Origin of the sequence: Marichromatium bheemlicum (assembly GCF_012276755.1) — a bacterium.
Lineage (GTDB): Bacteria > Pseudomonadota > Gammaproteobacteria > Chromatiales > Chromatiaceae > Marichromatium > Marichromatium bheemlicum.
In genome coordinates, this window is record NZ_JAAXKX010000010.1 from 98,394 (window position 1) to 123,278 (window position 24,885).

At 68.6% G+C, this 24,885-nt stretch carries 20 protein-coding genes; 8 read left to right on the forward strand and 12 right to left on the reverse strand.

Annotation, left to right across the window (positions count from 1 at the left end; genetic code table 11):
* The first annotated feature begins 87 nt into the window (after window positions 1–87).
* Together HF203_RS08875 and HF203_RS08880 are read left to right on the forward strand one after the other, a co-directional pair.
* Complete coding sequence (locus tag HF203_RS08875; protein WP_168668776.1) at window positions 88–1,377, forward strand: dicarboxylate/amino acid:cation symporter; 1,290 nt, start codon at window positions 88–90, stop codon at window positions 1,375–1,377.
* Window positions 1,378–1,447: 70 nt separating this feature from the next.
* Window positions 1,448–4,900: a sulfite exporter TauE/SafE family protein gene (locus HF203_RS08880; protein ID WP_168668778.1), complete on the forward strand. Its 3,453-nt coding sequence runs from the start codon at window positions 1,448–1,450 to the stop codon at window positions 4,898–4,900.
* 4 nt (window positions 4,901–4,904) lie between these two features.
* Here the strand turns inward: HF203_RS08880 and HF203_RS08885 are convergent, their stop codons facing one another.
* Both HF203_RS08885 and HF203_RS08890 read right to left on the reverse strand, forming a co-directional pair.
* Window positions 4,905–6,437, reverse strand: a complete 1,533-nt coding sequence (locus HF203_RS08885) for a GTPase family protein (RefSeq protein WP_168668780.1) — start codon at window positions 6,435–6,437, stop codon at window positions 4,905–4,907.
* A complete protein-coding gene (locus HF203_RS08890; protein ID WP_168668782.1) occupies window positions 6,434–7,666 on the reverse strand; it encodes a YcjF family protein in 1,233 nt (410 codons plus the stop codon). The genes HF203_RS08885 and HF203_RS08890 overlap by 4 nt, the downstream gene beginning before the upstream one ends.
* Window positions 7,667–8,017: 351 nt before the next feature.
* Between HF203_RS08890 and trhA the strand changes: the two genes are divergently transcribed.
* Both trhA and HF203_RS08900 read left to right on the forward strand, forming a co-directional pair.
* On the forward strand, window positions 8,018–8,632 hold the full coding sequence (gene trhA, locus HF203_RS08895; protein WP_168668784.1) for a PAQR family membrane homeostasis protein TrhA: 615 nt from the start codon (window positions 8,018–8,020) through the stop codon (window positions 8,630–8,632).
* Window positions 8,629–8,862: a SlyX family protein gene (locus HF203_RS08900; protein WP_168668786.1), complete on the forward strand. Its 234-nt coding sequence runs from the start codon at window positions 8,629–8,631 to the stop codon at window positions 8,860–8,862. The genes trhA and HF203_RS08900 overlap by 4 nt, the downstream gene beginning before the upstream one ends.
* Before the next feature lie 10 nt (window positions 8,863–8,872).
* Here the strand turns inward: HF203_RS08900 and rluB are convergent, their stop codons facing one another.
* From rluB to HF203_RS08935, 7 genes are read right to left on the reverse strand one after another with little or no spacing between them, the layout of a single operon-like run.
* Entirely contained in the window at window positions 8,873–9,703 is an 831-nt protein-coding gene (rluB, locus tag HF203_RS08905) for a 23S rRNA pseudouridine(2605) synthase RluB (RefSeq protein WP_168668788.1), read from the reverse strand.
* Entirely contained in the window at window positions 9,693–10,325 is a 633-nt protein-coding gene (gene scpB, locus HF203_RS08910) for an SMC-Scp complex subunit ScpB (RefSeq protein ID WP_168668790.1), read from the reverse strand. The genes rluB and scpB overlap by 11 nt, the downstream gene beginning before the upstream one ends.
* Window positions 10,306–11,202 (reverse strand): segregation and condensation protein A, encoded by an 897-nt coding sequence (locus tag HF203_RS08915; RefSeq protein WP_425483206.1) that lies wholly within the window; start codon window positions 11,200–11,202, stop codon window positions 10,306–10,308. The genes scpB and HF203_RS08915 overlap by 20 nt, the downstream gene beginning before the upstream one ends.
* 44 nt (window positions 11,203–11,246) lie before the next feature.
* Complete coding sequence (locus HF203_RS08920; protein ID WP_168668792.1) at window positions 11,247–12,464, reverse strand: tryptophan--tRNA ligase; 1,218 nt, start codon at window positions 12,462–12,464, stop codon at window positions 11,247–11,249.
* Between the two features lie 17 nt (window positions 12,465–12,481).
* Window positions 12,482–13,153, reverse strand: coding sequence for a site-2 protease family protein (locus HF203_RS08925; protein ID WP_168668794.1), 672 nt, complete (start codon window positions 13,151–13,153; stop codon window positions 12,482–12,484).
* An 8-nt stretch (window positions 13,154–13,161) separates the two neighbouring features.
* Window positions 13,162–13,782, reverse strand: coding sequence for an L-threonylcarbamoyladenylate synthase (locus HF203_RS08930; protein WP_168668796.1), 621 nt, complete (start codon window positions 13,780–13,782; stop codon window positions 13,162–13,164).
* A gap of 9 nt (window positions 13,783–13,791) precedes the next feature.
* Complete coding sequence (locus HF203_RS08935) at window positions 13,792–14,664, reverse strand: PHP domain-containing protein (RefSeq protein ID WP_168668798.1); 873 nt, start codon at window positions 14,662–14,664, stop codon at window positions 13,792–13,794.
* A gap of 86 nt (window positions 14,665–14,750) precedes the next feature.
* Between HF203_RS08935 and HF203_RS08940 the strand changes: the two genes are divergently transcribed.
* From HF203_RS08940 to HF203_RS08950, 3 genes are all read left to right on the forward strand, one after another.
* Window positions 14,751–15,497, forward strand: a complete 747-nt coding sequence (locus tag HF203_RS08940; protein WP_168668800.1) for a hypothetical protein — start codon at window positions 14,751–14,753, stop codon at window positions 15,495–15,497.
* Between the two features lie 76 nt (window positions 15,498–15,573).
* Window positions 15,574–16,422, forward strand: coding sequence for a DUF3050 domain-containing protein (locus tag HF203_RS08945; RefSeq protein WP_168668802.1), 849 nt, complete (start codon window positions 15,574–15,576; stop codon window positions 16,420–16,422).
* A gap of 379 nt (window positions 16,423–16,801) precedes the next feature.
* Entirely contained in the window at window positions 16,802–18,391 is a 1,590-nt protein-coding gene (locus tag HF203_RS08950; protein ID WP_281349809.1) for a methyl-accepting chemotaxis protein, read from the forward strand.
* Here HF203_RS08950 and HF203_RS08955 read toward each other — a convergent pair.
* Genes HF203_RS08955 through HF203_RS08965 form a run of 3 tightly spaced genes read right to left on the reverse strand, consistent with a single transcriptional unit; the run spans window position 18,379 to window position 21,888 of the window.
* The gene (locus tag HF203_RS08955; RefSeq protein WP_168668806.1) at window positions 18,379–19,005 is read right to left on the reverse strand and encodes a PqiC family protein; all 627 of its coding nucleotides are present in this window, start codon (window positions 19,003–19,005) and stop codon (window positions 18,379–18,381) included. The two genes, HF203_RS08950 and HF203_RS08955, sit on opposite strands and share 13 nt — an antisense overlap.
* Window positions 19,002–20,669 carry a PqiB family protein gene (locus HF203_RS08960; RefSeq protein WP_168668808.1) on the reverse strand — a complete coding sequence of 556 codons (1,668 nt, stop codon included), beginning with the start codon at window positions 20,667–20,669 and terminating at the stop codon, window positions 19,002–19,004. Before HF203_RS08960 ends, HF203_RS08955 begins: the two co-directional genes overlap by 4 nt.
* Window positions 20,653–21,888, reverse strand: coding sequence for a paraquat-inducible protein A (locus tag HF203_RS08965; protein WP_168668810.1), 1,236 nt, complete (start codon window positions 21,886–21,888; stop codon window positions 20,653–20,655). The genes HF203_RS08960 and HF203_RS08965 overlap by 17 nt, the downstream gene beginning before the upstream one ends.
* A 163-nt stretch (window positions 21,889–22,051) precedes the next feature.
* Here HF203_RS08965 and hrpB point away from each other — a divergent pair, with 163 nt between their 5' ends.
* On the forward strand, window positions 22,052–24,571 hold the full coding sequence (gene hrpB, locus HF203_RS08970; RefSeq protein WP_168668812.1) for an ATP-dependent helicase HrpB: 2,520 nt from the start codon (window positions 22,052–22,054) through the stop codon (window positions 24,569–24,571).
* Window positions 24,572–24,885 lie beyond the last annotated feature (314 nt).

Genomic DNA, 24,885 nt, shown 5'->3' on the forward strand with positions numbered 1-24,885 from the left:
CAATGACTTGATCGCTCGAACGGCGACCGGACTGCCCGACCCCGCGCAGCACGCCGCTCGGCAGCTCGAGCGACCCCGGAGGCACCGATGGCCTTTTTCAGACTCAAGCTCCACTGGCAGATCCTCATCGCCCTCATCCTGGCCGTCGCCGCCGGCCTGCTGGCCGGTCGCGAGGCGGCCGTGCTCGGGGTCAGTTTCTATTCGATCTTCGATTTCGTCGGCGAATTGTTCCTGAATGCACTGAAGATGTTGATCGTCCCGCTGGTGATCTCGTCGATCATCGTCGGCATCTCGGGCATCGGCGGCTCGCGCAATCTCGGCCGGCTCGGCGCCAAGACCATCGGCTACTACGTACTCACCACCCTGCTGGCGGTGCTCGCTGGGTTGTTCGTAGTCAACCTGCTGCAACCCGGGGTGATCGAGGGCTCGGCCCAGGAGGTCTTCGGACTGAGCGCCGATCGCGCCGGCTTCGAGGCGCAGTTCGCCGACAAGGATGCCGGTGACATCGTCGAGGTCTTCCTGCGCATGATCCCGACCAACGTGGTCGCCGCCGCCAGTGCCGGACAGATGCTCGGGCTGATCTTCTTCAGCCTGCTCTACGGCTACTATCTCACCCGTATCGAGGGGGACCACGCCAAGGCCCAGTCCGATTTCTGGAAGGGCATGTTCGCGATCATGATGCGGATCACCGATCTCATCATGCGCTTCGCCCCGCTCGGGGTCTTCGCCCTGGTCGCCAAGACCGTCGCCGACTCCGGGGTCGAGGTCTTCGGCCCGCTGGCGCTGTTCTTTGTCACCGTGGTCGCCGCGCTCGGCATCCACTTCCTGATCACCCTGCCGTTGTTGCTGCTGCTGGCCGGACTCAACCCGCTGCGCCACTATCAGGCAATGAGTGCGGCGCTGCTCACCGCCTTCTCCACCGCATCGTCCTCGGCCACGCTGCCATTGACCATGGAGTCGCTGGAGAAGAACGCTGGTGTCTCCAACCGCACCACCAGCTTCGTGCTGCCGCTCGGGGCCACGGTCAACATGGACGGCACTGCGCTCTATGAATGCGTGGCGGTGATCTTCATCGCCCAGGCCTACGGCATCGAACTCGGGCTCGCCGCCCAGGTCACCGTGGTGCTACTGGCGCTGACCACCTCGATCGGGGTAGCAGGGATCCCGGCGGCGAGCCTGGTGGCGATCTCGATCATCCTCGCCGCCGTCGGCCTGCCGCTTGAGGGCATCGGGCTGATCCTCGCCGTCGATCGCATCCTCGACATGATGCGCACCTCGGTGAACGTCTTCGGCGACTCCTGCGGCGCGGTCCTGATCGCCAAGAGCGAGGGCGAACAGGGCATCCTCCAGGGATCGTCGCGTCGCCTACCCGGCTGAGCCGCGAACCATCGTGGCGGCGACGGGTCGAACCCGGCGCCGCCCCAACAACCACATCGCTCGCTAGCGGATGATCTCAGCGCGCTCCCAGACCCACTCCGAGGAAGGCCATGCCCGTGCCTTCCGCGCCCGCATCCTCAAGCCCACCGAGGGTGTCTTCCTGTTCCATCCCCGCGCCATCGAACGCCTGGTGGCCAAGCAGCTCGGCAGCGATGGCTACGAGGGCTCGATCCCAGAGCTCGGCTACGCACTGATGCCGTGCGCCGACTTCCTCCACGGTCTCGAGACCGAGAACCCGGAGGCGCTGGCGGTGATCGAGGGACTCGACCTGCCCGATGCAGTGATCCTGCTACCGATCCCGCCCGAGCAACGGCGCGATCGCGCAGGATTCGTGCGCCTGCTGCGTGACTACTGGGCGCGGCGCTTCGAGGCCGAGGTCGCCCGCGCCTGGCAACTGGCCGACACTGCGGCCACGGCACGCACCACGGCACTGATCGAGCTAGTTGGCCCCGACGCCTTCGCCGAGATCCGCGAGGTGCTCGGCCGCGACGGCCTCACCCCCAACGGGATTGCTGACACCCTGGTCTGTCGCGCCTTCGTCGCCCTGCTCGCCCGGCTCTATCACTTTGCCCCCGGGGCCCGCGGTTTTCTGTTCCCGGCGATCCTCGACTGGGCGCTGCTCGATGCCTGGCTGGCGAGCCAGGATCTGGCCCCCGACGGTCGACGACTCACCGCCCTACTGGCACGCACACGGCCCGATCCGGCCTGCGGCGAGGCGGCACAAGCGCTCGCTCTACCCTCCACCCTGCCCTATGGCGCCACCGATCCGGGCCTCCCGAGACCGTCCCGCGACATGCCGACGACCGCACCGAGCAGCGTCTCGCCCCCGACCGCCAGCAACGCGCCACCGCCAGCCGGCCTGCACGCACGCTGTCTGGCCGCGCTAGAGCAGGGCTCGCAGCTCCCCCGAGGCGGCTGGGCACAGCGCCTGCGCGACTGGCTGCTCAACGCCCTGGCCCCACTGCTCGCCGCACTACTCGCCCTTGGCCTGCGATTCGAACGACGCAGCCCGAGTCGACCAACGGTGCTCACGGGCACCTACCTGATGCTGTTTCGTCATGCCATCCGCATGGCGCAACGCGCCGAGCTCAATGACCGCTATGCCCTGACGCTGTGGCAACTGGTCAATGCCGAACGGCTGTTGCGGCGCCTCGGTCAGCCCCGCGCGACCGAGGCCCGGCGCATCACCGCAACCATCACACGCCGCGTCGACCGCGCCCAACAGGCGCTCGGCGACCTGATCGCGGTACGCTGGAAGCTGCCTCCGCACGAGGCCCAGGCGCTACGCGCACTCATCGCCCGGCTGGTCGAGGAGACACGCCACGATCTCGGTGCCCGCCCTGCCCGCGCGCAGTTGCGCATGCTCGAACAGGTCCTACGCGAGGGCCGCACCACCTACTACCGACTCCAGCCGCTGCGCTGGGCACTGAGCTGGGGGCGACGACCACTACGCCAGATCCTCCCCTTCCAGTCGACACTGAAGGCATTGCACGCGCTCGACGCCGGCCTGGTGAGACTCGACGGGATCGGCTGGACGGTGCCTGAGGTCGAGCGCTTCGCGGCACCGCTACGCGCGCTCTCGGCACGCCACAGCGCGCGGCTACAGACCCAGTTGCGCCCTCATCTCGAGCAGGCGTTGACCACGGCCGGCTTCACCCCTCGCGATCACCGCGAGCGCGTCGCCGCACACAAGTTGCTCTGCGAGCTGCTCGACGTCATCGAACACCGCCGTCATCTGCGCTTCACCGAGGTGCGCGATATCGTCGCCCGCAATACCCTGCGCCTCCCCGATCCGGGCCTGCGCGAACTGCTCGGCGGCGACCGCCTGGCGCGCTTCGACCGCGCCGCCAGCCGGGCCCTGCCTGGTGTCTACAAGCCCGGCGAGATCTACATTAAGGGCCTGCAACAGCTCAGCGCACCACTGTTCGGCACCCCTGGCGGACGTTTGCTGATCCGTCACCTGCTGCTACCGCTCGGCCTGGCCTTCCTCGGGCTCAAGACCCTCGATCTGCTCGTCGGCTTGCTGGTACCGGGCGGTCCGCACCCGGAGCTGGCACCGCTGTGGTTGATCGCAGTGGCCGCCGTGACCATCAACCTCGGGGTCTATACCGAGATCGGCCGTCACGTCTTCATCACCCTGTGGCATGCCCTGGGCAGCGGATTACGGCTGCTGCTGTTCGACGGGCTGCGGCGACTGCTACGCTGGCGACCGGTCGCCAACCTGCTAGCCACCCGCGCGATCCGCGCGCTCGACCACAACCTGCTGCGCCCGCTGCTCACCGGCGCCTTGGCGCTATTGCCCTTTATCGCGCTCGCCAGCCTGGCCGAGGGGCACCTCATCGAGCCCGGCGCCCCCCTGTTCGGGCTCGCCTTCACCCTCGGCATCCTGATCAACAACACCCCGCTCGGGCGACGCCTCGTCGATCAAACCGTGAGCACACTCGGCGCCTTGCTACGGCGACTCAACCAGACCCTGGTGATCGGGCTGGTCAAGGCCCTGCTCGATTTCTTCAAGGAGTTCACTCGGCGCTTCCAGCAGGGGCTGCACCGCATCGAAGAACTACTCAGCCACCACCTCACCGAGTCCGTCCCCGAGCTGCTGGTCAAGTCGTTACTGGCCCCTTTGTGGAACCTGCTGCAGGCGCTGATTCAGTTCTATGTCACCGTGCTGGTCGAGCCCCAGGTCAACCCGATCAAGCACTTCCCGCTGGTCACCATCGCCCACAAGCTGCTGCTGCCCTTCCTCCCGGCGATCACCGGGGTGTTGGTCACCCTCACCGAATCGGTACTACCGAAGCTCGTCGCCTATCCCTTCGTGACCCTCACCGTGTTGCTGCTACCGGGGCTGGCCGGCTTCCTGGTCTGGGAACTCAAGGAAAACTGGAAGATCTATGCCGCCAACCACCCCCCGCGCACCGATCTGCATCCGGTGCCAGAGCCGGCGGTGGTCGGCGCCCACGGCGAGAACATGCGCGCGATGCTACGCCGAGGCATCCACAGCGGCACCCTTCCCAAGGCCTTTGATCGCCTGCGCCGGGCGCTGCGCGACCAGCTCCGCGACGAACAACCGGCACCTTGGCGGGTGCACGAGGCCCAACGCCGGGTCCACGAGATCGAACAAGCGATACAGCGTTTCGGTGAGCGCGAACTCGCTCATGCACTCCGCCTACGCGGTCGCGCACCACACTGTCGGCTGGCCCGCGTCGAGACCCTGCTCCCGCGCCTGGCGACCCAATCCTGCACGCTGCACCTCGCCTTGACCCCCGAGGATGCCTCCACGACCCCGATCCTGATCCGCATCGAGATCGCACTGCGTCACCACCAGCTGTGCTGCCAGATCGCCTGCGACGGTCCGGTCGCACAGCTCGAGCGCGCTTGCTGGCGCGCCATCGCCGCAGACATCGAGGTCTTCGCCGCCCGTGCCGCCGCCGAGCGAGTGGAGATCGCGCTCCCGCACCTCTGAGCGCTCAGTCACGTCCCCCCGGCCAGCGCAACAGGAAACGCCCGGCATTGGCGAGCTGGCGACGCAGCATCCGCCACTCCTCCCCGCCCTGGCGCGCCCCCCGCACCCGGAGTAGCCGGGCACGATTGGCGCGATCGAGCCGCTCGAGCAACGCCGACCACAGTACGTCGTCGACGTTATAGGCGGCCTCGGGCAGTAGCGCCACCGGGATGACATCGGCCAGAGCCACCCTCAGCTCAACACTGGCGTGTTCGAGCGCAGCGCGGATGTTGACCGCCTTGGGGCGATCGGTCACCTTGAGGTCATAGGGGGGCGCCCACTCTCGTACCGGACGTAACCGATCGACGTGTGAGAGCACGAGTAGCAGCGGCGGGGCGGGGCGTTCGCTCCGCGCGGCGAGATGGGCGCGCAGGGCATCGAGCCGCGCGCGCTCGGCGCCGCGATCGGGACGATGTGCCGGGCTCACCCACAGCAGCATGTCGGCGGTGTCGGCCGCGGCATGCAGCGTCGCCGCATCGAACTGCTCCAGCCCCGGGGTATCGAACACCAGCGCCAGCGCCAGGCCGTCGCGCTCGAGACGCAGCGGGGTCGGTTCACGGGTGGTCCCGGGCAACGCGTCGGTGGCCTGGCGCAGGCTGCCGAAGAGCGCGTTGATCAGGCTCGACTTGCCGGCGTTGGTACGCCCGATCACGAGGATGCGCAGCGGCTCCTCTCCACGGGCATCCTCCTCGGCCCGATCGAGATCACGCGCGGAATCATCCTGCAGTGGTGGAGTCGCGCCGGGGGACTCGTCGAGCGCCAGCCGGCCACTGTAGAGGGCGATGGCATAATAGCCGACCTTGCGCACGTACTCGCGCAACACCCAGGCATAGAGCTCGTCGCGCGCCAGCGCATAACCGCGACTACGCAGCCGTGACAACGCCTCGGCGAGCAACGCACTGGTCGGGCTGGCCACCCAACGCCCAGCACGATAGAGCCCATAGAGACGTTCGGCGAAGCCCTTCCAACGATAGAGCCGCGCCAACATGCCGAGGGTGAGGGTGTGACTGAAGGGCACCTGCTCGGTCACGCTGAGGCGCAGGTCGCGGCTCGCCCGCTCGATCACCAGTAGGGCGTGCGGCAGGGTCAGCTCGAGCAAGGGCTGCTCGACCTCGGGGTGGAAGTGACGCGCGACCCGCTCCAGGGTCTGCTGGCCGAGCAGCCCCAGGCGCATGCCTTCACCCAGCGGCCAGTCCTCGGGGCGCAGCTCGGCGAGCTGTTGCTCGACCACCGCCCAGGCATCACTAGCGCGCGGCGGCCAGTCCGGATCGGGACCGGTGTGCACCGCCGCCAGACAGGCGCGCTCACGCCGCGCCGCCAGCAACATCAGCCCGTGACCGAGCAGCCCACAGAGCGCCCCGGCAATCAACCAACCGACCACCACGCCCTGTTGGTACAGCCACCAGCCGCCAGCGCCCAGCAGCGCCAGCAGCGGGAGCGCCCACAGCACCAGCGCCAGTGCGCGCCAACGTCCAACCCAGCGTAGCAAGGGACTCATTCTCGTTCCCGACCGATCAGGGCACGACCGCGTTCGAGTTCGGCAGCGAAGCGCGCGCGCAGCACCCGCGCCTGGGTCTCGACGCCGTGGCGACGATCATTGAAATAGGCCCCGGCGGCCTTGCCCAGGGCATAGGTGGTGGCGCCGCTGGCGCTCGCGCCCCACAACGCGCCGAGCGTCTGTCCCAGCCCCGGCACCAGCTTGACCAGGGTGCGGCCGGCGGCGTGGGTGGCGTAGGCCGCCCCGACACCGACCCCCAGCAGGCCGAGGAACTCGGCGATCTCGCGACGCGACCAGGGCTGGCCATAGAGGGCGGCGAGACTCTGCAGCAACTTGGCCTGGATCGCCGGCACCCCGACCAGATCGAGCGCCGGCAGCGCACCGACCCCGGCCGCGGCCAGGGCATAGCCGACGATATGCGGATGGGCGCTGCGCGCGAACAGATCGCGCACCTCGGGGTCGGCGCGCAACAGCTCGGCCAGGCGCAGACTGGAGACCCCGTCGAGTGCCGTCCACAGCGCCTCGATGCCGTAGTCCGGCGGCGCGAAACCGTCCTCCGGCAGGGTCAGGTCGATCGCCACCCAACGCACCTCGGCCAGCCCCGGCAGCTCACCGAGCGCATCGCGCTGGGCGTGCAGCGCACGGACCAGATCGTTCGGCAGATCCGTCGGCCAAGGATCCTGGTCGAACGGATAGGGTGTCGGGTGCGGATCGGTGACCCGCGCATAGAGTTCGTGCAACCCGGTCTGGGCGATCACCAGCGGCCACTCGGGGTGGCGCCGCCGAACCTCGCGCAACACCTCGAACACCGCCTGCTGATCGGGATCGGCGACCTTCATCACCGCCAGCAGTAGGTGCGACTGCGACTCGCAGAAACGGATATCCTCGGCCGGATCGTAATCGATCTCGCCGAGTCCGCGGGTGTCGAGAAAGCGCACCAGCGGCAGCTCGGCCGGGAAGTCGTAGAGCCGCGCGGTCCTGGTACAGGGACGGAAGCCGTCGCCGACCTCGGCGGCGCTGCTCGCGGTGAGGGCTCGCACGATCGAACTCTTGCCCGACTGGGTCTTGCCCACCAGCCACACCACCGGCGGCGGATGACGTTCGCGCGCCGCGGCCAGGGTACGTTCGAGCGCCACCTCGTCGACCCGAGGCTCGAACAACACCTCACGCACGCGCCGCCAGCGCGCGCGCCAGCCCTTGCCGTCCTGTCGATCCGATGACTCGGTCATGACCACCTCGTTACCAGCTATCAAAGGGATTGAACCGCGAAGACGCCAAGGACGCAAAGGGGAATAAGCCGCCAGCGATCAGCTGCCAGGACCCGCGCCGTCTGTGGCCTCACGCCGACATCACACATCATTCGCTTTGCGCGCTTCGCGCCTTTGCGGTTCAATCCTGGCGGCTGACGGCTCGGCCTGGCATACACGCTCGACTGTGTAATAATGCACTCGCATCCAGCCACCCTTCCCCAGCCCGTCATCTTCCACGTCCAGGCGCGGCTGCCGGGGTGGTTCGAACCCATATCTCGTCGCGACGTCCCGTGCATCGCGGTGTCGTCATCTCCACAGTAAGGGTGAATCGTGTACGCAGGAGAACGCTTCAACAGCATCACACACCTGGTGGGCGCCGTGCTCGCCTTGATCGGGGTCACCGTAATGGTCACCCTCGCCAGCACCGAGGGCGGCGCGGTGCGCATCTCCAGCCTGACCATCTATGGGGTCACGCTGTTCCTGCTTTATCTGTTCTCGACCCTCTATCACAGCCTGCGCGGACGCGCCAAGCAGATCTTCCGCATGCTCGATCATCATGCGATCTATCTGTTGATCGCGGGCACCTACACGCCCTTCACCCTGCTCGCGCTGCAGGGCAGCGTCGGCTGGTGGTTGTTCGGTGCGGTCTGGGGGCTGGCGGTGGTCGGCATGATCCTCGAATCCTTGCCACGCAAGGGTGCGCGGGTGCTGCCGATCCTGATCTATCTGGGGATGGGGTGGCTGGTGGTGTTCGCCCTCGATCCCTTGATCGCGGCGCTACCGGCGGCCGGATTCTGGTGGCTACTGGCCGGGGGGCTCTTCTATACCGTGGGTGTGGTCTTCTACGTCCTCGACGACCGCTACCCTTGGTGTCATGGCATCTGGCACCTGTTCGTGCTCGCCGGTAGCATCAGTCACTACTTCACCATCCTGCTCTACCTATGACCGAGATCACATCCCAGGACGAGGCGATTACCGAGCTGCAGCTGCGTCTGACCTACCAGGAAGACGACCTCAAGCAGCTCAACGCGGTGGTCACCCGCCAGCAGGCCGAGATCGACGCGCTGCGCGAGGAACTCGCTCGGGTGCGCATCTGGATCACCTCAGCACTCGCCGCGCGTGACGACCAAGAGGGCGGCGCGCCCTCCGACGAGCCGCCACCGCCGCATTACTGAGCGATTGCGGTCAGCCGCCGCGCCGGGCCCCGCCACCAGGGCCACGACGCGGCTGGCGCGGTGGCGCCATCCCGGCAAGCGTCAGTAGGCCCGCGAGTTCCTCCTCGTCGAGCGCTCGCCAGTTACCCGGGAACAATCGCCGGCCGAGTTCGATGTTGCCGTAACGTACCCGGATCAGCCGGCTGACGGTCATCCCCACCGCCTCCCACAACCGCCGCACCTCGCGGTTGCGCCCATCGTGCAGCACCACGTGATACCAGCGATTGGCGCCGCTGCCGCCGCGCGACTCGATGCGATCGAAGCACGCCGGACCGTCTTCCAACTCGATGCCCTTGGCCAACTGCGTCAGCGTCTCCTGACTCGGCTCGCCGAGGATGCGCACCGCGTACTCGCGCTCGAGTTCGCGCGAGGGATGCATCAGCCGGTTGGCCAGCTCGCCATCGGTGGTGAACAGGATCAGCCCGGAGGTGTTGATGTCGAGCCGGCCGACGGCGATCCAGCGCCCCTGCTTGGGACGTGGCAACCGCCGGAACACCGTGGCGCGCTCCTCCGGGTCGCGTCGGGTGACCACCTCGCCCTCGGGCTTGTGGTAAACGATGACCTGGCGCTCGGTGTCGCGCTGGCGATGCAGCCGCACGTCGCGCCCGTCGACACGGATACGGTCGGCGCGGGTGGCGCGATCACCAAGCGTGGCCAGCTCGCCGTTGACGCGCACCCGCCCGGCGCTGATCCAGCCCTCGATCTCGCGCCGCGAGCCAAGGCCTGCCTCGGCGAGCAGCTTCTGCAGCCGCACCGGTTCTTGCTGTGGCGCCCGAGGACCCGGGCGTCGGTCATTCTTCATCGTTGTGTTGCTCCGGGACCGCGCGCGCGGTCTCCTGGGACGTGGAATGGGGTTGGGGCGGCGCCTCGAGCGCCAGCTCCTCGTTGAACAATAGCTCCGGTTCACGGATCTCGGCCAAGGGCGGCAGCTCGTTGAGCGAGCGCAGCCCGAAGTAGTCGAGAAAGCGCCGGGTGGTGGCATAGAGCGCCGGACGGCCGGGGACGTCGCGATGCCCGACCACCCGCACCCACTCGCGCTCGAGCAGGGTGCGGATGATGTTGGTGCTGACCGAGACGCCGCGGATCTCCTCGATCTCGCCACGGGTGATCGGCTGACGATAGACGATCAGCGCCAGGGTCTCGAGCAGCGCGCGCGAGTAGCGCGGCGCGCGCTCCTCCCACAACCGCCCGACCCAAGGTGAGAGTTCGGCACGCACCTGCACGCGCCAACCGCTGGCCACCTCGACCAAGGCGATGCCGCGCCCGGCATAGTCCTCGGCAAGCTCGAGCAGGGCGCGATCGAGGGCGCCGCGCGGCGGGCGCTCACGGTCCTCGAACAGCTGCAACAGCCGCTCGCTGGTCAGCGGGGTGTCGGCGGCGAACAGTGCCGCCTCGACGATTTGTTTAAGCCGCTGTGGCGTCATCGTGTTCCTGGGGCTCATCGTCACTGCCGCTGTCACGCAGCCGGACGTGGATCGGGGCGAAGGGTTCGGACTGGACCAGCTCCAGGGTCGCGCTCTTGACCAGCTCGAGCACCGCGAGGAAGGTCACCACCGCGCCGGCGCGGCCCTCGGTGAGGTCGAAGAGTTCGGTGAAACGGCGAAAACCGCCCCCTCCGAGCCGCTCGAGCACCATCGACATGCGTTCGCGCAGCGACAGCGACTCGCGCTCGACGCGGTGGCTGACATAGAGATCGGCCCGCGCCAGCACCTCGCGCAGCGCCCCGATCAGCTCGTCGAGTTCGACTGGCGGGGGCAAACGGCGGATCTCGGCGCGCGGGACCTCGGCACTGACCGTAAACAGGTCGCGTTCGAGCCGCGGCAGGGCATCGAGCGTCTGGGCGGCGCGCTTGAACCGCTCGTATTCAAGCAACCGACGGATCAACTCGGCACGCGGGTCGGCGTCCTCGTCATCGTCCTCGGCACTGACCGGACGCGGTAGCAACATGCGCGACTTGATCTCGGCGAGCATCGCGGCCATCACCAGGTACTCGGCGGCGAGTTCGAGTCGCAGCTCGCTCATCAGCTCGACGTACTCCATGTACTGCGCGGTGATCTCGGCGATGGGGATGTCGAGGATATCGAGGTTCTGACGCTTAATCAGGTAAAGCAGCAGGTCGAGCGGGCCTTCGAAGGCCTCGAGAAAGACCTCCAACGCGTCGGGCGGGATGTAGAGATCCTGCGGCAGCGTCAAGACCGGCGTCCCCCGGACCAGGGCAAGGGGCACGCTCGCGCCCCCGGACCCGTTCTCGGGCACAGGGGGCACGGGCGCGCTCAGACACGCGTGGCGTGTTTGATCCATGGGCATCCGACCGACGTGCTGACAGGCGCGCGACCGGACGCGGCTCAGACCATCACCAACGACATCGCGTGACGGACCTCTTCGAGGGTCTCGCGGGCGACGTCGCGGGCCTTCTCGCAGCCCTCGTTGAGGATGCTACGCACCAGCTCGGGCTGGGCGGAAAACTCCTCGGCGCGGGCTTGGATCGGCTTCAATTCGGCACAGACGGCATCGATCACCGGCTGCTTGCACTCGAGACAACCGATCCCGGCCGAGCGGCAACCCTGCTGTACCCAGTCGCACACGGCCGGATCGGAGTAGACCTGATGGAACTGCCACACCGGACACTTCTCCGGATCGCCCGGGTCGGTGCGTCGCACCCGCGCCGGGTCGGTGGGCATGGTGCGCATCGCCTGCTCGACCTCCTCGGGACGGTCGCGCAGCGAGATGGTGTTGCCATAGGACTTCGACATCTTCTGACCATCGAGCCCGGGCATCCGCGAGGCCTTGGTCAGCAGCGGCTGGGGCTCGGGCAGGATCTCGCGACCACCACCCTCGAGATAGCCGAACAGCCGCTCACGATCGGCGACGGTAATATTGGCCTGATTCTCGAGCAGCGCCCGCGCCACCTCCAGCGACTCCTGATCACCCTGCTCCTGGTAGGCGCGGCGGAGCTTGTCGAACAGCTTACCGTTCTTCTTGCCCATCTTGCGGCGCGCCGCCTCGGCCTTCTCCTCGAAGTCGGGCTCACGGCCATAGACGTGGTTGAAGCGCCGCGCGATCTCACGGGTGAGTTCGACATGGGCGATCTGGTCCTCACCGACCGGGATCTGACCGGCCTTGTAGATGAGGATGTCGGCGCTCTGCAGCAGCGGATAGCCGAGAAAGCCATAGGTGGCCAGGTCGAGTTCCTTGAGCCGCTCCTGTTGATCCTTGTAGGTCGGCACCCGCTCGAGCCAGCCTAGCGGGGTGATCATCGACAGCAGCAAGTGCAGCTCGGCGTGCTCGGGCACCCGCGACTGCACGAACAGGGTCGCGGCGCCGGGGTTGACGCCGGCGGCCAGCCAGTCGATCGCCATCTCCCAAATATTGGCCGGGATCGAGGAGGGATCCTCGTAGGTGGTGGTCAACGCATGCCAGTCGGCGATGAAGAAGAAGCAATCGTACTCATGCTGGAGTTCGACCCAGTTCTTGAGCACACCATGATAATGGCCGAGGTGGAGTCGGCCGGTCGGGCGCATCCCGGAGAGGACGCGCGAGTGTTGTGCGGAGACGGAATTCAAGGATTAACGGCCTCGCGTCAGACGAAAAACAATTCCATGACGACCCCGGCGCCCGGTAGCAGGGCGATGGTGCCAGCGACCAGCGGCAACAGGATCGCGCCGAGCACGCCGGTGACCAGGAGGGCCAACAGGATGATCAGACCAAAGGGTTCGAGCCGTGCAAACCACAGCGCCAGTGGCAGTGGCAGCAGCGCGTTCAGCACGCGCCCGCCGTCCAAGGGTAACAGCGGAAACAGGTTGAGCACCATGAGGAAGACATTGATCAGCACCCCGGCCGCGCCCATGTAGACGAGCGGCAACGCTGCCCAGGCCGTCTCTGGCCCCAGCCACAACCCGATCTCGATCACCGCCCCCCAGCCCAGCGCCATCAACAGGTTGGCGCCGGGACCGGCGAGCGCGACCAGGGCCATGTCACGACGGGGTCGATGCAGGTTGCGATAGACCACGGGGACCGGCTTGGCCCAGCCGAAGAGGAACCCGACGAGGACAAAGGTGACGGCAGGCACCAGCAAGGTGCCGACGAGATCGACGTGTCGGAGCGGATTGAAGGTCACCCGCCCCAGCATCAATGCGGTGCGATCCCCGAGTCGGCTGGCCATCCAGCCGTGCGCGGCCTCATGGACGGTGATCGCGAACAACACCGGGAGGGCCAGCACTGCCAGCCACTGGATGTGATTGAGCGTCTGCATCGGGGATATCAGTTCAATGGGGTAGCGTCGCCCTTGCCCTGGCGCATGATCTCCGGGGGCTCAGCGGTCATGTCGATCACCGTGGTCGGCTCGAGCCCACAGAAATCACCATCGATGACCAAGTCGACATGCTTGTCGAGCAGCTCACGCATCTCGTAGGGATCGGTGAGCGGGTGTTCGTCCTCGGGCATGATCAGTGTCGAGCTGAGGATCGGCTGGTCGAGTTCACCGAGTAGCGCACGACAGATCTCGTTGTCCGGCACACGGATACCGATCGCCTTACGCTTGGGATGGAGCAACCGCCGCGGCACCTGCTTGGTGGCCTGGTGGATGAAGGTATAGGGGCCGGGGGTCAACGACTTGAGCAGTCGAAAGGCCTGGTTGTCAATCTTGGCATAAGTGGTGATCTCGGAGAGATCGCGACAGACCAGGGTAAAATTGTGTTTGTCGTCGAGCTGACGGATACGTCGGATACGCTCCATCGCCGACTTCTCACCGAGCTGACAGCCGAGCGCATAGGAGGAGTCGGTGGGATAGACGATCACCCCACCCCCGAGCAAGATCTCCACCGCACGCCGGATCAACCGCGGCTGCGGATTGACCGGATGAATCTGAAAGAACTGCGCCATTTCTATTCCTCAACCCGCCGCCTGCGCGGCAACCTGCGCCCCGCGCGGCAGCGACCAATCGCGCCAGATCGGGACACACCCGTCGGGCAGCGGCGGCAACCGACCGAGCACCAGCCAGGGCTGCTCGGGACCGTGATAATCCGACCCCGCCGAAGCCAGCAGGCGTTGCTCGCGGGCATGGCGGGCAAAGGTGAAGACCTCGTCGCGGCTATGGCTGCTGGTCACCACCTCGATGCCACCACCACCGTGCTCGCGGAACTCGCCGATCAGCTGTAACAGCTTGGTGCGGGTGAGCTTGTAGCGCGCCGGATGGGCTATCACCGCCTGACCGCCAGCGCCACGGATCCAGCCCACCGCCTCCTCCAGGCTCGCCCAGTCACCGGCGACGTAGCCCGGTTTGCCAGTGGTGAGGAAACGCTTGAACACATCCCCGGTGTCTGCGGCAAGGCGCTGGCCGACGAGGAAGCGGGCGAAATGGGTACGCCCGATCAATGCCCCCCCGGACAGCGCCCGCGCGCCTTCATAGGCGCCGCTGATGCCATGCTTGGCCAAGCGGCGGCCGATCTCCTCGGCGCGCCAATCGCGAAAGACGCGCAGTCGCGCCAGCCCCTGCTGTAGCTCAGGGTTGACAGGATCGACGTTCAGTCCTACCACATGAATGGTGCGGGCGTTCCAAGTGACCGAGATCTCCACCCCGGGCACCAGCGTCAGCGCACAGCGCGCGGCCGCTGCGCGCGCCTCGTCCACCCCAGCGGTGGTGTCGTGATCGGTCAACGCCAGCATCGTCAGGCCAGCGCGCGCGGCGCGCTCCACCAACGCTTGTGGGGTCAGGGTTCCATCGGAGGCGTTCGAGTGGGTATGAAGATCGGGGATCGGACTCATCTCTCTAGTCTACCGCAAGGTGGAGAGGGAGGTGATGCCGGCATCGCACCGGCACCCCAGGTCCTATACATGAGGCGCGATGACGCATGAGGCTAGCTCCGGTCGATCTCAACCATATCGCCCAGCGCCTCGCCGAACTCGGCGAGGATGTCTGCGATCGCCATGCGGGGCTGGATGCACCGCCGGATGTCGATCCTCGCATCCTGCTCGAGGCATTCTGGCAGCTACTCGACGCCCTTGAGGCGCTGTCACACCCTCAACCCGAGGCCGGACTCGGGACTTGCGCGCGCGAGCGTGCGCTCACCCAGCACCTCGCCCACGGTCTCGATCTGCTCGAGCAACTCGCCGCACTCGCCCGCACGCTCCAACTCCCCACCCATGCCCGACACGTCACCTGTCTGGCACTGCCGCTGAGTTGCTGGGTGCTGCGTCAGGGGGGAGAGCTGCTGCGCCCCGCGCCCCTGGTCGATGCCACCGCAGGATTGGCCAATACCACGGTCGACATCGACGAGCTGCGTTCACTGCACCGGCTGATCTCCGAGATCCTCGACGGCGTCGGCGCCGAGCGCCTGCAGGATCCGGCCGGTCCCGAGGCGGCTCAGGCCTGGCAGGTGCTGATCTACAACCGCGCCATCGTCGCCACCCGCACCCAACATCCGGCGCTGATGCGCGCGGCCTTCGACGCCCTGGTCGAACTCGTCCCCGAACTCGCCCCCGGCTTCTTCCGCGAGGGCATGGAGCAGATGGAGACCCGCGATTATCCCGCCCAGGTAAGGGCCTTGATGCAGACCTATTACAGCCGCTGGGGGCGTGATCCCGGCAGACTGCACTGAAAAGACCGCGGGCCTCACTCACCATGCGCCGCGCTCGGATGACGGCTCGGCGCAGCGATCAGCCGAGGACAGGCGCATGGCATCACCCGATCTCGACCACCTCCTCGCGCTGCGTCAGCAGCTCGAACAACATCCGCTCTATGCCGCCATCACCGACCTCGAGTCGCTCCGCATCTTCATGCGACACCATGTCTTCTCGGTCTGGGACTTCATGTCGCTGATCAAGTACCTGCAACAGCGCCTCGCCCCGACCACCCTACCCTGGCGCCCGCTGGGCGATCCGGCACTGCGCTACTTCATCAATCAGCTGGTGCTCGAGGAGGAGGCCGACACCCTCACCTCGATCGAGGCGACACCGCACTATGCCAGCCACTTCGAACTCTACTGTCGCGCCATGACCGAGGTCGGCGCCGATGCCGGACCTCCTCGGCGCTTCACCGAGCGGCTCGCCACCGAGCCGCTCGACACCTTGCTCTATGATCCCGAACTGGTCCCGCAACCGGCGCGCTATTTCACCGAGACCACCTTCGCCTTCATCCGCGCCGACAAGCCACACATGGTCGCCGCCGCCCTCGCCCACGGCCGCGAGACACTGATCCCGATGCTGTTTCGCCGACTGCTCGACGACATGGCGATCACCGTCGAGCAAGCACCTGCCTTCCACGCCTATCTGCACCGTCATATCGCCCTCGACAGCGACTTTCACGGACCGTTATCAAGACGCCTGCTCGAGGTGCTCTGCGCCGCAGACCCACAACGCCTTGAAGAGGCCGAGGTCGCCGCCGAAGAGGCACTGTGTGCCCGCATTCGACTCTGGGACGACGTGCTCGCCGCCCTCAACCAAGCACGCCGGGGGCGAACCGACACGCGGCGACTCGACGACGCCCCTGCGCACACCCCCAAGGGCGCCGCTGACCGTCACTGAAGGCAGGGCGTGGCGCCACGACACGACCAGTCGGCCTCGAGGCGCGTACACGGCCGCCCTCCCTTGCCACCCCACACCCAGCCTGAGCCAGCCCCCCCCCGAGCACCCGGGCGCCACTTGGTGCAATGAGACCGTGTCCGCACTTTCTTCGAAGCACGGCGCAACGAATCCCAAACACCGTACACGGGTCCCGTTAGAATGCCGCTCGAGACAGGCGTCACATGCAACATCGACGTCGACCGCCGAGACAACGACGGAGCGCGCACCAAGCGCCGCAGCATAGGACCTCGATATGCGATTCTGGATGATTGGCATGGCCCTGGGCGCCCTATCCGGGCTGGGTGGATGCACGCTTGCACTGATCAGCGGCAGCTTGTCGATGCCCCTGCTGGGCGGTCAGCTGGTGCTCGCGCTGGTACTCGGCGGCAGCGCCTGGTTGCTGCTCGAACGCACCCTCGGGGTCGAACTCAGGGGCTTTGCCGACACCCTCGCACGCACCCGCGCCGACGGCGATCTCGCCCGCCGAGCCACGGTCTCGACCAGCCCCGCCGGTCACTGCGCCGGTCACTACAACGCCCTGATCGAGAGCTTCCAGGGGATCATCGGCAAGGTCCTCTACGATGCCCAGCGCCTCGCCGAGGCGGCCGACGCCCTCGCCACCAACGCCCGCGCCCTGGCCGAGGACTCGGCGGCCCAAGGCGCGGCCTCTGCAGACATGGCCCAGGCCATCGGCGAGATGAGCGCCGGGGTCGAGGTGGTGGCCGAACACGCCCGCGACTCGGCCAGCGACGCCGAGGAGGCGCGCGCGCTCTCGCAACACGGCAGCCGCATCGTCTCCGAGGCCGCCGCCGAGATCGCCCACATCGCCGACTCGGTGGGGCGCTCGGCGCAGCTGATCGCCGCACTCGGCGAGCGCTCTGAGGCGATTGGCGGAATCGTGCGCACCATCCGCGAGATCGCCGACCAGACTAACCTGCTCGCACTCAACGCCGCGATCGAGGCGGCGCGCGCCGGCGAGGCCGGGCGCGGCTTCGCGGTGGTCGCCGACGAGGTGCGCAAGCTCGCCGAGCGCACCGCCACCGCCACCACCGAGATCGGCGAGGTGATCACCACCATCCAGGCCGAGACCCGCGAGGCGGTCGCAGCGATCGGGGCCGGCAGCACCCAAGCGCAGTCCGGGGCCGACCTCGCCGGTGAGGCGGCCACCGCGCTCACCGGGATCGATCAAGGCGCGGCACGCACCCTCGAGCGCATCAACGGTATTGCCACCGAGATCGCCCAGCAGGGCGACGAGGCCCGGCGTGTCAGTCAGCATGTGCAGGAGATCAGCGAGATGGCCGAGCGCAACGCCCAGGGCGCTGCGGCGACGCTGCAGGCGGTCCAGGCGCTCGAGGGACTAGCGACCAACCTGCACGAGGTCAGCCAGGTCTTCCAGCTCGGTGCCGCCGGCGAGCAGGCGATCAAAACCCACCAACAAATGCCGGCGCTGGCGCAACGGCTCGCCGCCGCGCTCGGTGCCCAGCTCGAGCAGGCACTCTCCAGTGGAGAGATCAGCGAGCGCGAGCTGTTCGAAAGCAACTACCGCACCATCCCCGGGACCGACCCGAAGAAGTACCACACCGGCTTCGACACCCTCACCGACCGCCTCTTCCCTTCGCTCCAGGAACCAGTGCTCAAGGCCAATGCCCATGTCGCCTATGCCATCGGTTGCGATCGCAACGGCTATGTCCCGACCCACAACCAACGTTATTCCCAGCCGTTGACCGGCGATCGCGACCACGACCTGCTGCACAATCGCACCAAGCGTCTCTTCGACGACCCGGTCGGGCGCCGATGTGGCGCCCACGAGCTGCCCTTCCTGATCCAGACCTATCGCCGCGACACCGGCGAGATCATGCACGACATCTCCGCACCGATCTATGTACGCGGACGCCACTGGGGCGGCCTGCGTATCGGCTATCGCGCCTGATCGACGGACTCGGGCGGGGTCGGTGGCAGCGCCGCGAGTGCGCGCGCGACCTCGGCGCTGAAGCGTGCGAGCAGCCGGTCGAGGGCGGCGACCAAGGCGCGGCTGTCGCCGGGCGCGGCTACCGGCTGGCGATAGTCGCTCTCGCGCACCAGCAGGGTGCGTCGGCCGGCGCCGTCGCGCACCGCCCAGCGCACCTTGAGCCGAGCGCTACCGTCAGCATGCCCCTCGAAGGCGAGCAGCTCGGCGCCGACCCGCAGATCGACCCCATAGCGCAGCTCGCCCTCGAGCAACCGCACCCGTTCGCTACCGAGCGCGCGCGCCAGGTTCTCGCTCCACACCCGCAGGAAGTCGTCGCGCAGCGAGCCGCCCCAGCGCTCGAACTCGTCGATCCGCAGCCGGTTGCCCGACTCGCGGGTGACGAGCTGAGCGCGATCGAGGTACTCCGGCAACACCAGCGGCCCGACCCCGACAGCAAGCCCCGGGGCGAGCGCCTCCGGTTGGGCGTCGGCCACTGCGCTCAGTGCATAGAACCGCGCCGGCGGCGAGCTAGCGCACCCCGCACTCACCGCAGCCATCAGCGCGACCGCCGCCAATCGGCATCGGCGCTCCGTCATCGTAGACCTCCCTTGCCCTGGATCAGGGCCTCCGGATGCCGCTCCAGATAATCGGCCAGGTCGCGCACCGCGCGCGCCGCCTCGGCCGTCTCTCGCAGCATGGTTCTGAACTCGCGTGTCGTCGCCGCCTCGGGGTCGAGCATCGCCCCGGCGTGGGCGAAGGTCGCGCGCGCCTCCTCCAGGGTACCGCGCAGCGCCGGCGCGACCTCGCCCTCGAGCTGCTCGGCGAGCCCGCGCAGGCTCGCCAGGGTGTCCTCGAGGTCCTCGCCGAGCTGGCTCAGCACCCCGCTGTCGACCACCTCGCGCACCCGCCCGAGGGTCTGGCCGAGATCGGCCCCGATCTGCTCGAAGGGGACCTGCTCGAGCCGCGAGAGGATACGATCGAGCTTGCCGGTGAGCGCCTCGAGCGGCGTCGGCCGGGTCGGGATCACCACATAGTCACCATAGCGCCCGAGGCCTGCCGAAGGTGCCTCGGGATCGAGGTCGAGCTCGACGTAGAGCTGACCGGTGATCAGGCTGGCGAGCTTGAGTTGAGCGCGCAGCCCGAGTCCGACCAGCCGTTCGAGCATATGCGCATAATCGGGCGCCCGATCGAGGTTGCGCAAGGCGATGCGCTCGGGCTCGACCTCGATCAGCACGGGGATGCGAAACACCTCGGCCTCGGGGTCGAACTGGAGCTGGATATCGAGCACTTGACCGACCTCGATGCCGCGCAGCATCACCGGCGCGCCGATGCTCAGCCCGCGCACCGAGCCCTCGAACAGCAGCAGATAGTGCGACTTGGCGGCATAGGTCCTGGCATGCGCCGCCTCGCGGTTGGGATAGAGCGGGAAGACGTCGAGCGGCTGGGCGGGCGCACCGCTGCCGGCGATGGTATCGGGGGTGTCGAAGGCCACCCCGCCGAGCAGCACCGAGACCAGCGACTGGGTGTCGAGGCTGATCCCCGCGCCGCTCAGCGAGATATCGATGCCGCTGGCGTTCCAGAAGCGGGTCTCGGCACTGATCAGGGCATCGTGCGGGGCGGGGATGAAGAGCTCGATGCGCACTGCGCTGGCATCCTCCTCGAGCCCGACCCCGACCACCTGCCCGACCTGGATCTGGCGGTAGTAGACCGGCGAGCCGATGTTGAGCGAGCCCAGGGTCGCGGCGCGCAGCACGAAACGGGTACCGGGCGCGTCGGTGGTGAACAGCGGCGGCTCGTCGAGGCCGACGAAGTCGCGCCGCGTGGCGCCGCTGCTGCCCGGGTCGAGGGCGATGAAGGCGCCCGAGAGCAGCGTCTCGAGCCCCGAGACCCGGCTCGCGCTCACTCGTGGGCGCTCGACCCAGAAGCGGGTCTCGGCGTTGAGCAGATGGGTGCTGCCGTGCTTGAGCTCGGCGGTGACGATCACCGAGTCGAGGTCTTGACTGACGTCGATCGCCGTCACCTGGCCGACCTCGACGTCCTTGAACTTGACCTTGGTCTTGCCCGCCTGCAGCCCGGCTGCGCTGGGGAAGCGTACGGTGATGGTCGGCCCCTGCTCGCTGAGCGTCTTCAGCGCCAGCCAGGCACCGATGGCCAGCGCCAGCAGCGGGATCAGCCACACCAGCGAGGGCGCCCCACGCACCCGCACCTCGGCCTCCGGCAAGGCGGGCGCGCCGTCACGGCGCTCAACGGTCTGTGGCATGCTGCAGCTCCAAGCGGTCCCAGATCAGCCGGGGGTCGAAAGACATCGCCGCGATCATGGTCAACACCACCACCGCGCAGAAGAAGATGGCGCCGGCCTCAGCCTCGACGCTGGCGAGGTTACCCAGGCGCACCAGCGCCACCAGGATGGTCACCACATAGACATCGACCATCGACCAGCGTCCGATCGCCTCGGTCAGTCGGTAGAGTCGGGTTCGCTCGCGTGGGCGCCAGCGCATGCGCGCATGCACCGAGATCAGCAACCCGACGAGGATCAGCAGCTTGAGCAGCGGCACGAACACGCTGGCGACGAAGACCACCAGCCCCAGCGGCCACATGCCGTGGCTGAAGAGGAAGACCACGCCGCTGAAGATAGTATCCGATTGGCTGCGCCCGAGCGACGTGACGGTCATGATCGGCAGCAGGTTCGCCGGCACGTAGCAGATCAGCGATGCCAGCACCAACGCCCAGGTGCGCTGCAGGCTCTCGGGCTTGCGCCGGTGCAACGCCGCGCCGCAACGCGGACAACAGCCATCGCGCGCGCGCTCCGGTACCACCACCAGCGCGCACACCTCACAGGTGCGGTGCGCCCCGTCGGGGCGCGGCGCTGGCGCCGGCGCCAGCGCCGCCCGCGACCACACCAACTCGGGATCGAGGCTCGCCTGGGCGGCGGCGAGCACCAGGATCAGCGCCGCGAAGGCGAACAACGAGGTGCCGGGGACGATGGTGGCCATGTCGGCGAGCTTGACCACCGCCACCAGGATGCCGAGCATGAACACATCCATCATCCCCCAGGGGGCGATGGTCCGCACCCAGCGAAACAACCGCGGCAGCCAGCGCGGCGCGCGCGCCAGGCGCAAGGGCGCGAGCACCGCGAGCAGCAGCAGGAGCTGCAGCCCCGGCGCCAGCACGCTGGTGAAGAGCACCACCAGGGCGATCTCCCACTGCCCGCCGCGATAGAGCTCGGCCACCCCGGTCAGCAGCGTGGTTTCGGTGACCTGCCCCTGCATGCGGAAGGCGAGGAAGGGGAAGGCATTGGCGATCACGAACAGCACCAGCCCGGCGAGGGTGAAGGCCAGGGTGCGCTCGAGGCTGTCGGGGCGATGCCGGCGCAACACCTTGCCACAGCGCACGCAGCACGCGGCGCCACCGTGCGGCAGCGGCGGGCAGTGCTGCAGCAGGCCGCACTCGAGACACTCACTCAGGGCAGGTTGCGACATCGTTCCCGATTCGGCAGCGGATGACCTCGCCCCTGGCCAAGCGCGGCCAGAGGCACGACAATGCGCCGCGCGATCGCGCCATCCCTGATCCCGGGCGCGACATCATTGTTCCACCGCCCCGGCGTCGATGCACCCCCGGGGCACAGCCGTCCCGACCGTTCGCATGTCACAGCACACGCCCAGCCCCGCCCCACTGCCGATCGAGACCAGCCTGCCGGCGCTGATCGAGGCCCTACGCCACGGCCACGCCCTGCTCCAGGCCCCCACCGGTTCGGGCAAGTCGACCCGCGCGCCGCTCGCCCTGCTCGAGGCCGAGGGGCTGATCGGCGGACGCATCCTGATGCTCGAGCCGCGCCGCCCGGCGGCGCGCATGACCGCCGCGCGGATGGCCGCACTGTGTAATGAACTGCTCGGCGAGACGGTCGGCTACCAAGTGCGCTTCGAGCGCCGGATCGGCCCAGCGACCCGCATCGAGGTGCTCACCGAGAGCATCCTCACCCGCCGGTTGCAGCACGACCCCGAGCTCAGCGGGGTCGATCTGGTGATCTTCGACGAGTTCCACGAGCGCAGCCTGCACGCCGACCTGGGGTTGGCGCTGGTGCTCGACGTGGTCGCCAACCTACGCCCCGAGCTGCGGGTGCTGGTGATGTCGGCGACGATTGAGGCCGAGCCGGTGGCCAGACTGCTCGGCGGCGCCGAGACGATCCGCGCCGCCGGGCGCACCCATCCGGTCACGGTGCACCATGCCGAGCGCCCGGTCGAGCAGCCGGCGGGCCTGGTCGGCGTGGTGGTGCACGCGCTCGCCGCGCACGACGACGACCTCCTCGCCTTCCTCCCCGGGGTGCGCGAGATCGAGCGCTGTCGCGCAGCACTCGCCCCCCGGCTCGGCCCCGAGACCGACCTGCTCGCCCTCCACGGCAGTCTGCCCACCGCCGAGCAGGCGCGCGCCCTCGCCCCGCCCACGCCCGGACGACGGCGGGTGATCCTCGCCACCGACATCGCCGAGACCAGCCTCACCATCGAGGGCGTCGGCGTGGTGATCGACGGCGGGCTCACCCGCAAGCCGCGCTTCGACCCCAACACCGGGCTCACCCGACTGGTCACTGAGCCGGTCTCGCTCGCCTCGGCCGAGCAGCGTGCCGGACGCGCCGGGCGGCTCGGGCCCGGTCACTGCTACCGGCTGTGGACCCGCGAGCAGGCGCGTGGACGCGCCGCACAGCGCGCCCCCGAGATTCTCCAGGCCGACCTCGCGCCGCTGGCCCTCGAACTCGCGCTCTGGGGGGTGAACGACCCCGCCGAGCTGGCCTGGCTCGACCCACCGCCGGGCCCGGCCTGGGCACAGGGCCGCGCCCTCCTCCAGACGCTCGGCGCGCTCGATGCGCGCGGCGCCATCACCGCGCTCGGGCGCGCCCTCGCCCAGCTGCCGCTCCACCCCCGGCTCGGGGTGATGCTGCTCGGCGCCGCGCCCGAGGCGCGCGCGCTCGCCGCCGATCTCGGCGCCCTGCTCAGCGAGCGCGACCCGGCGCTCGACCCGCGCGCGCTCAGCTCACCGGCCGACCTCGGCGCGCGACTGCAGGCACTGGCGCAACGACGCGCGCGCCGCCCGACGCCCGGCTTCGATCCACGCCGACTCGACGCCGTGGCACGCGCCGCGCGTCAGCTCGGCGAGCGGGTCGCGCGCGCCAGCCACCCGCCGGGCACGGCCCGCACCCCGGGCGCGCTGCTCGCCCTCGCCTACCCCGAGCGCATCGCCCAGCGGCGCGATGCCCGCGGCGAGCGCTACCTGCTCGCCGCCGGTAACGGCGCGCGGCTCGACCCGGCCGATGCGCTCACCGCCAGCCCCTATCTGGTCGTCGCCGAACTCGACGCCCAGGGCCGCGACGGGCGCATCCGTCACGCCTTGGCGATCGACGCCGACACCCTGCACGCAGTCTGCGCGCAGCGCATCCACACTGAGACCCGCTGCGACTGGGACGCCGAGCACGAGGCGGTGCGCGCGCGTGAGTTCACCCGGCTCGACGCCCTCATCCTCGAGGCGCGCCCGCTGCCGCTCCCCGACGACCCGGCGGTGCTCGAACTGCTGCGCGAACAGGTGCTCGCCGACCCCGAGCGGGCGCTGCGCTGGGACGATGGCGCCACGCAGTTGCGCGCCCGCATCGCCCTGCTGCGCGACCACGACCCCCAGGGCGGCTGGCCCGACCCCAGCGCCGAGGGGCTGCGCGCGCGCGCAGCCGACTGGCTCGACCCTTGGCTGATCGGCAAGTCGCGGCTGAGCGAGACCCGGCGACTGGAGGCGGCCGAGCTGTTGCTCGGCCTGCTCGACTGGGAGCACCGTCAACGGCTCGACCGCGCCGCACCGACCCATCTACGCACCCCGGCGGGCAACCAGCGCCGTCTCGACTACGCCGGCGACGGACCGCCGGTGCTCGCCGTGCCGCTGCAGGAGCTGTTCGGACTGCGCGAGACCCCGCGGGTGTGCGACGGCCGGGTGGCGGTGCTGCTCCACCTGCTCTCCCCGGCGCGACGCCCGATCCAGGTCACCCAGGACCTCGCCAGCTTCTGGGCCCAGGGCTATACGGACGTGCGCAAGGAGCTGCGCGGGCGCTACCCCAAGCACCACTGGCCCGAGGACCCCACCGCCGCCGACGCCGTCACCGGCGGGCTACAGCGCCGGCGGCGGTAGCGGGCGCGGCCGACCTGCGAGCAGCCGCCAGCGAGCAGCCCTCGGCCACCAGCGTCGTAGGTTGGCTGAGCCAGCGCCCACGCGGACCTTTCTCAGGAATTGGCGTCAACCCCGAGACCTTGAGGCAGCTGTCGGGTTGCCGCGCAGCGGCAGCCCGACCGACGGGGCTGGAAGCGCGTTATCCCTTTGGGCCTTTGCACTCCGACAATCCCCGGCGATCCTCTCGCTGAAGGCTGATTCGAACCGCAAAGACACCAAGGGCGCAAAGGAGAGAAGTGCCCCCAGCGGTCAGCCGCCAGCCACCAGTGGTGGCC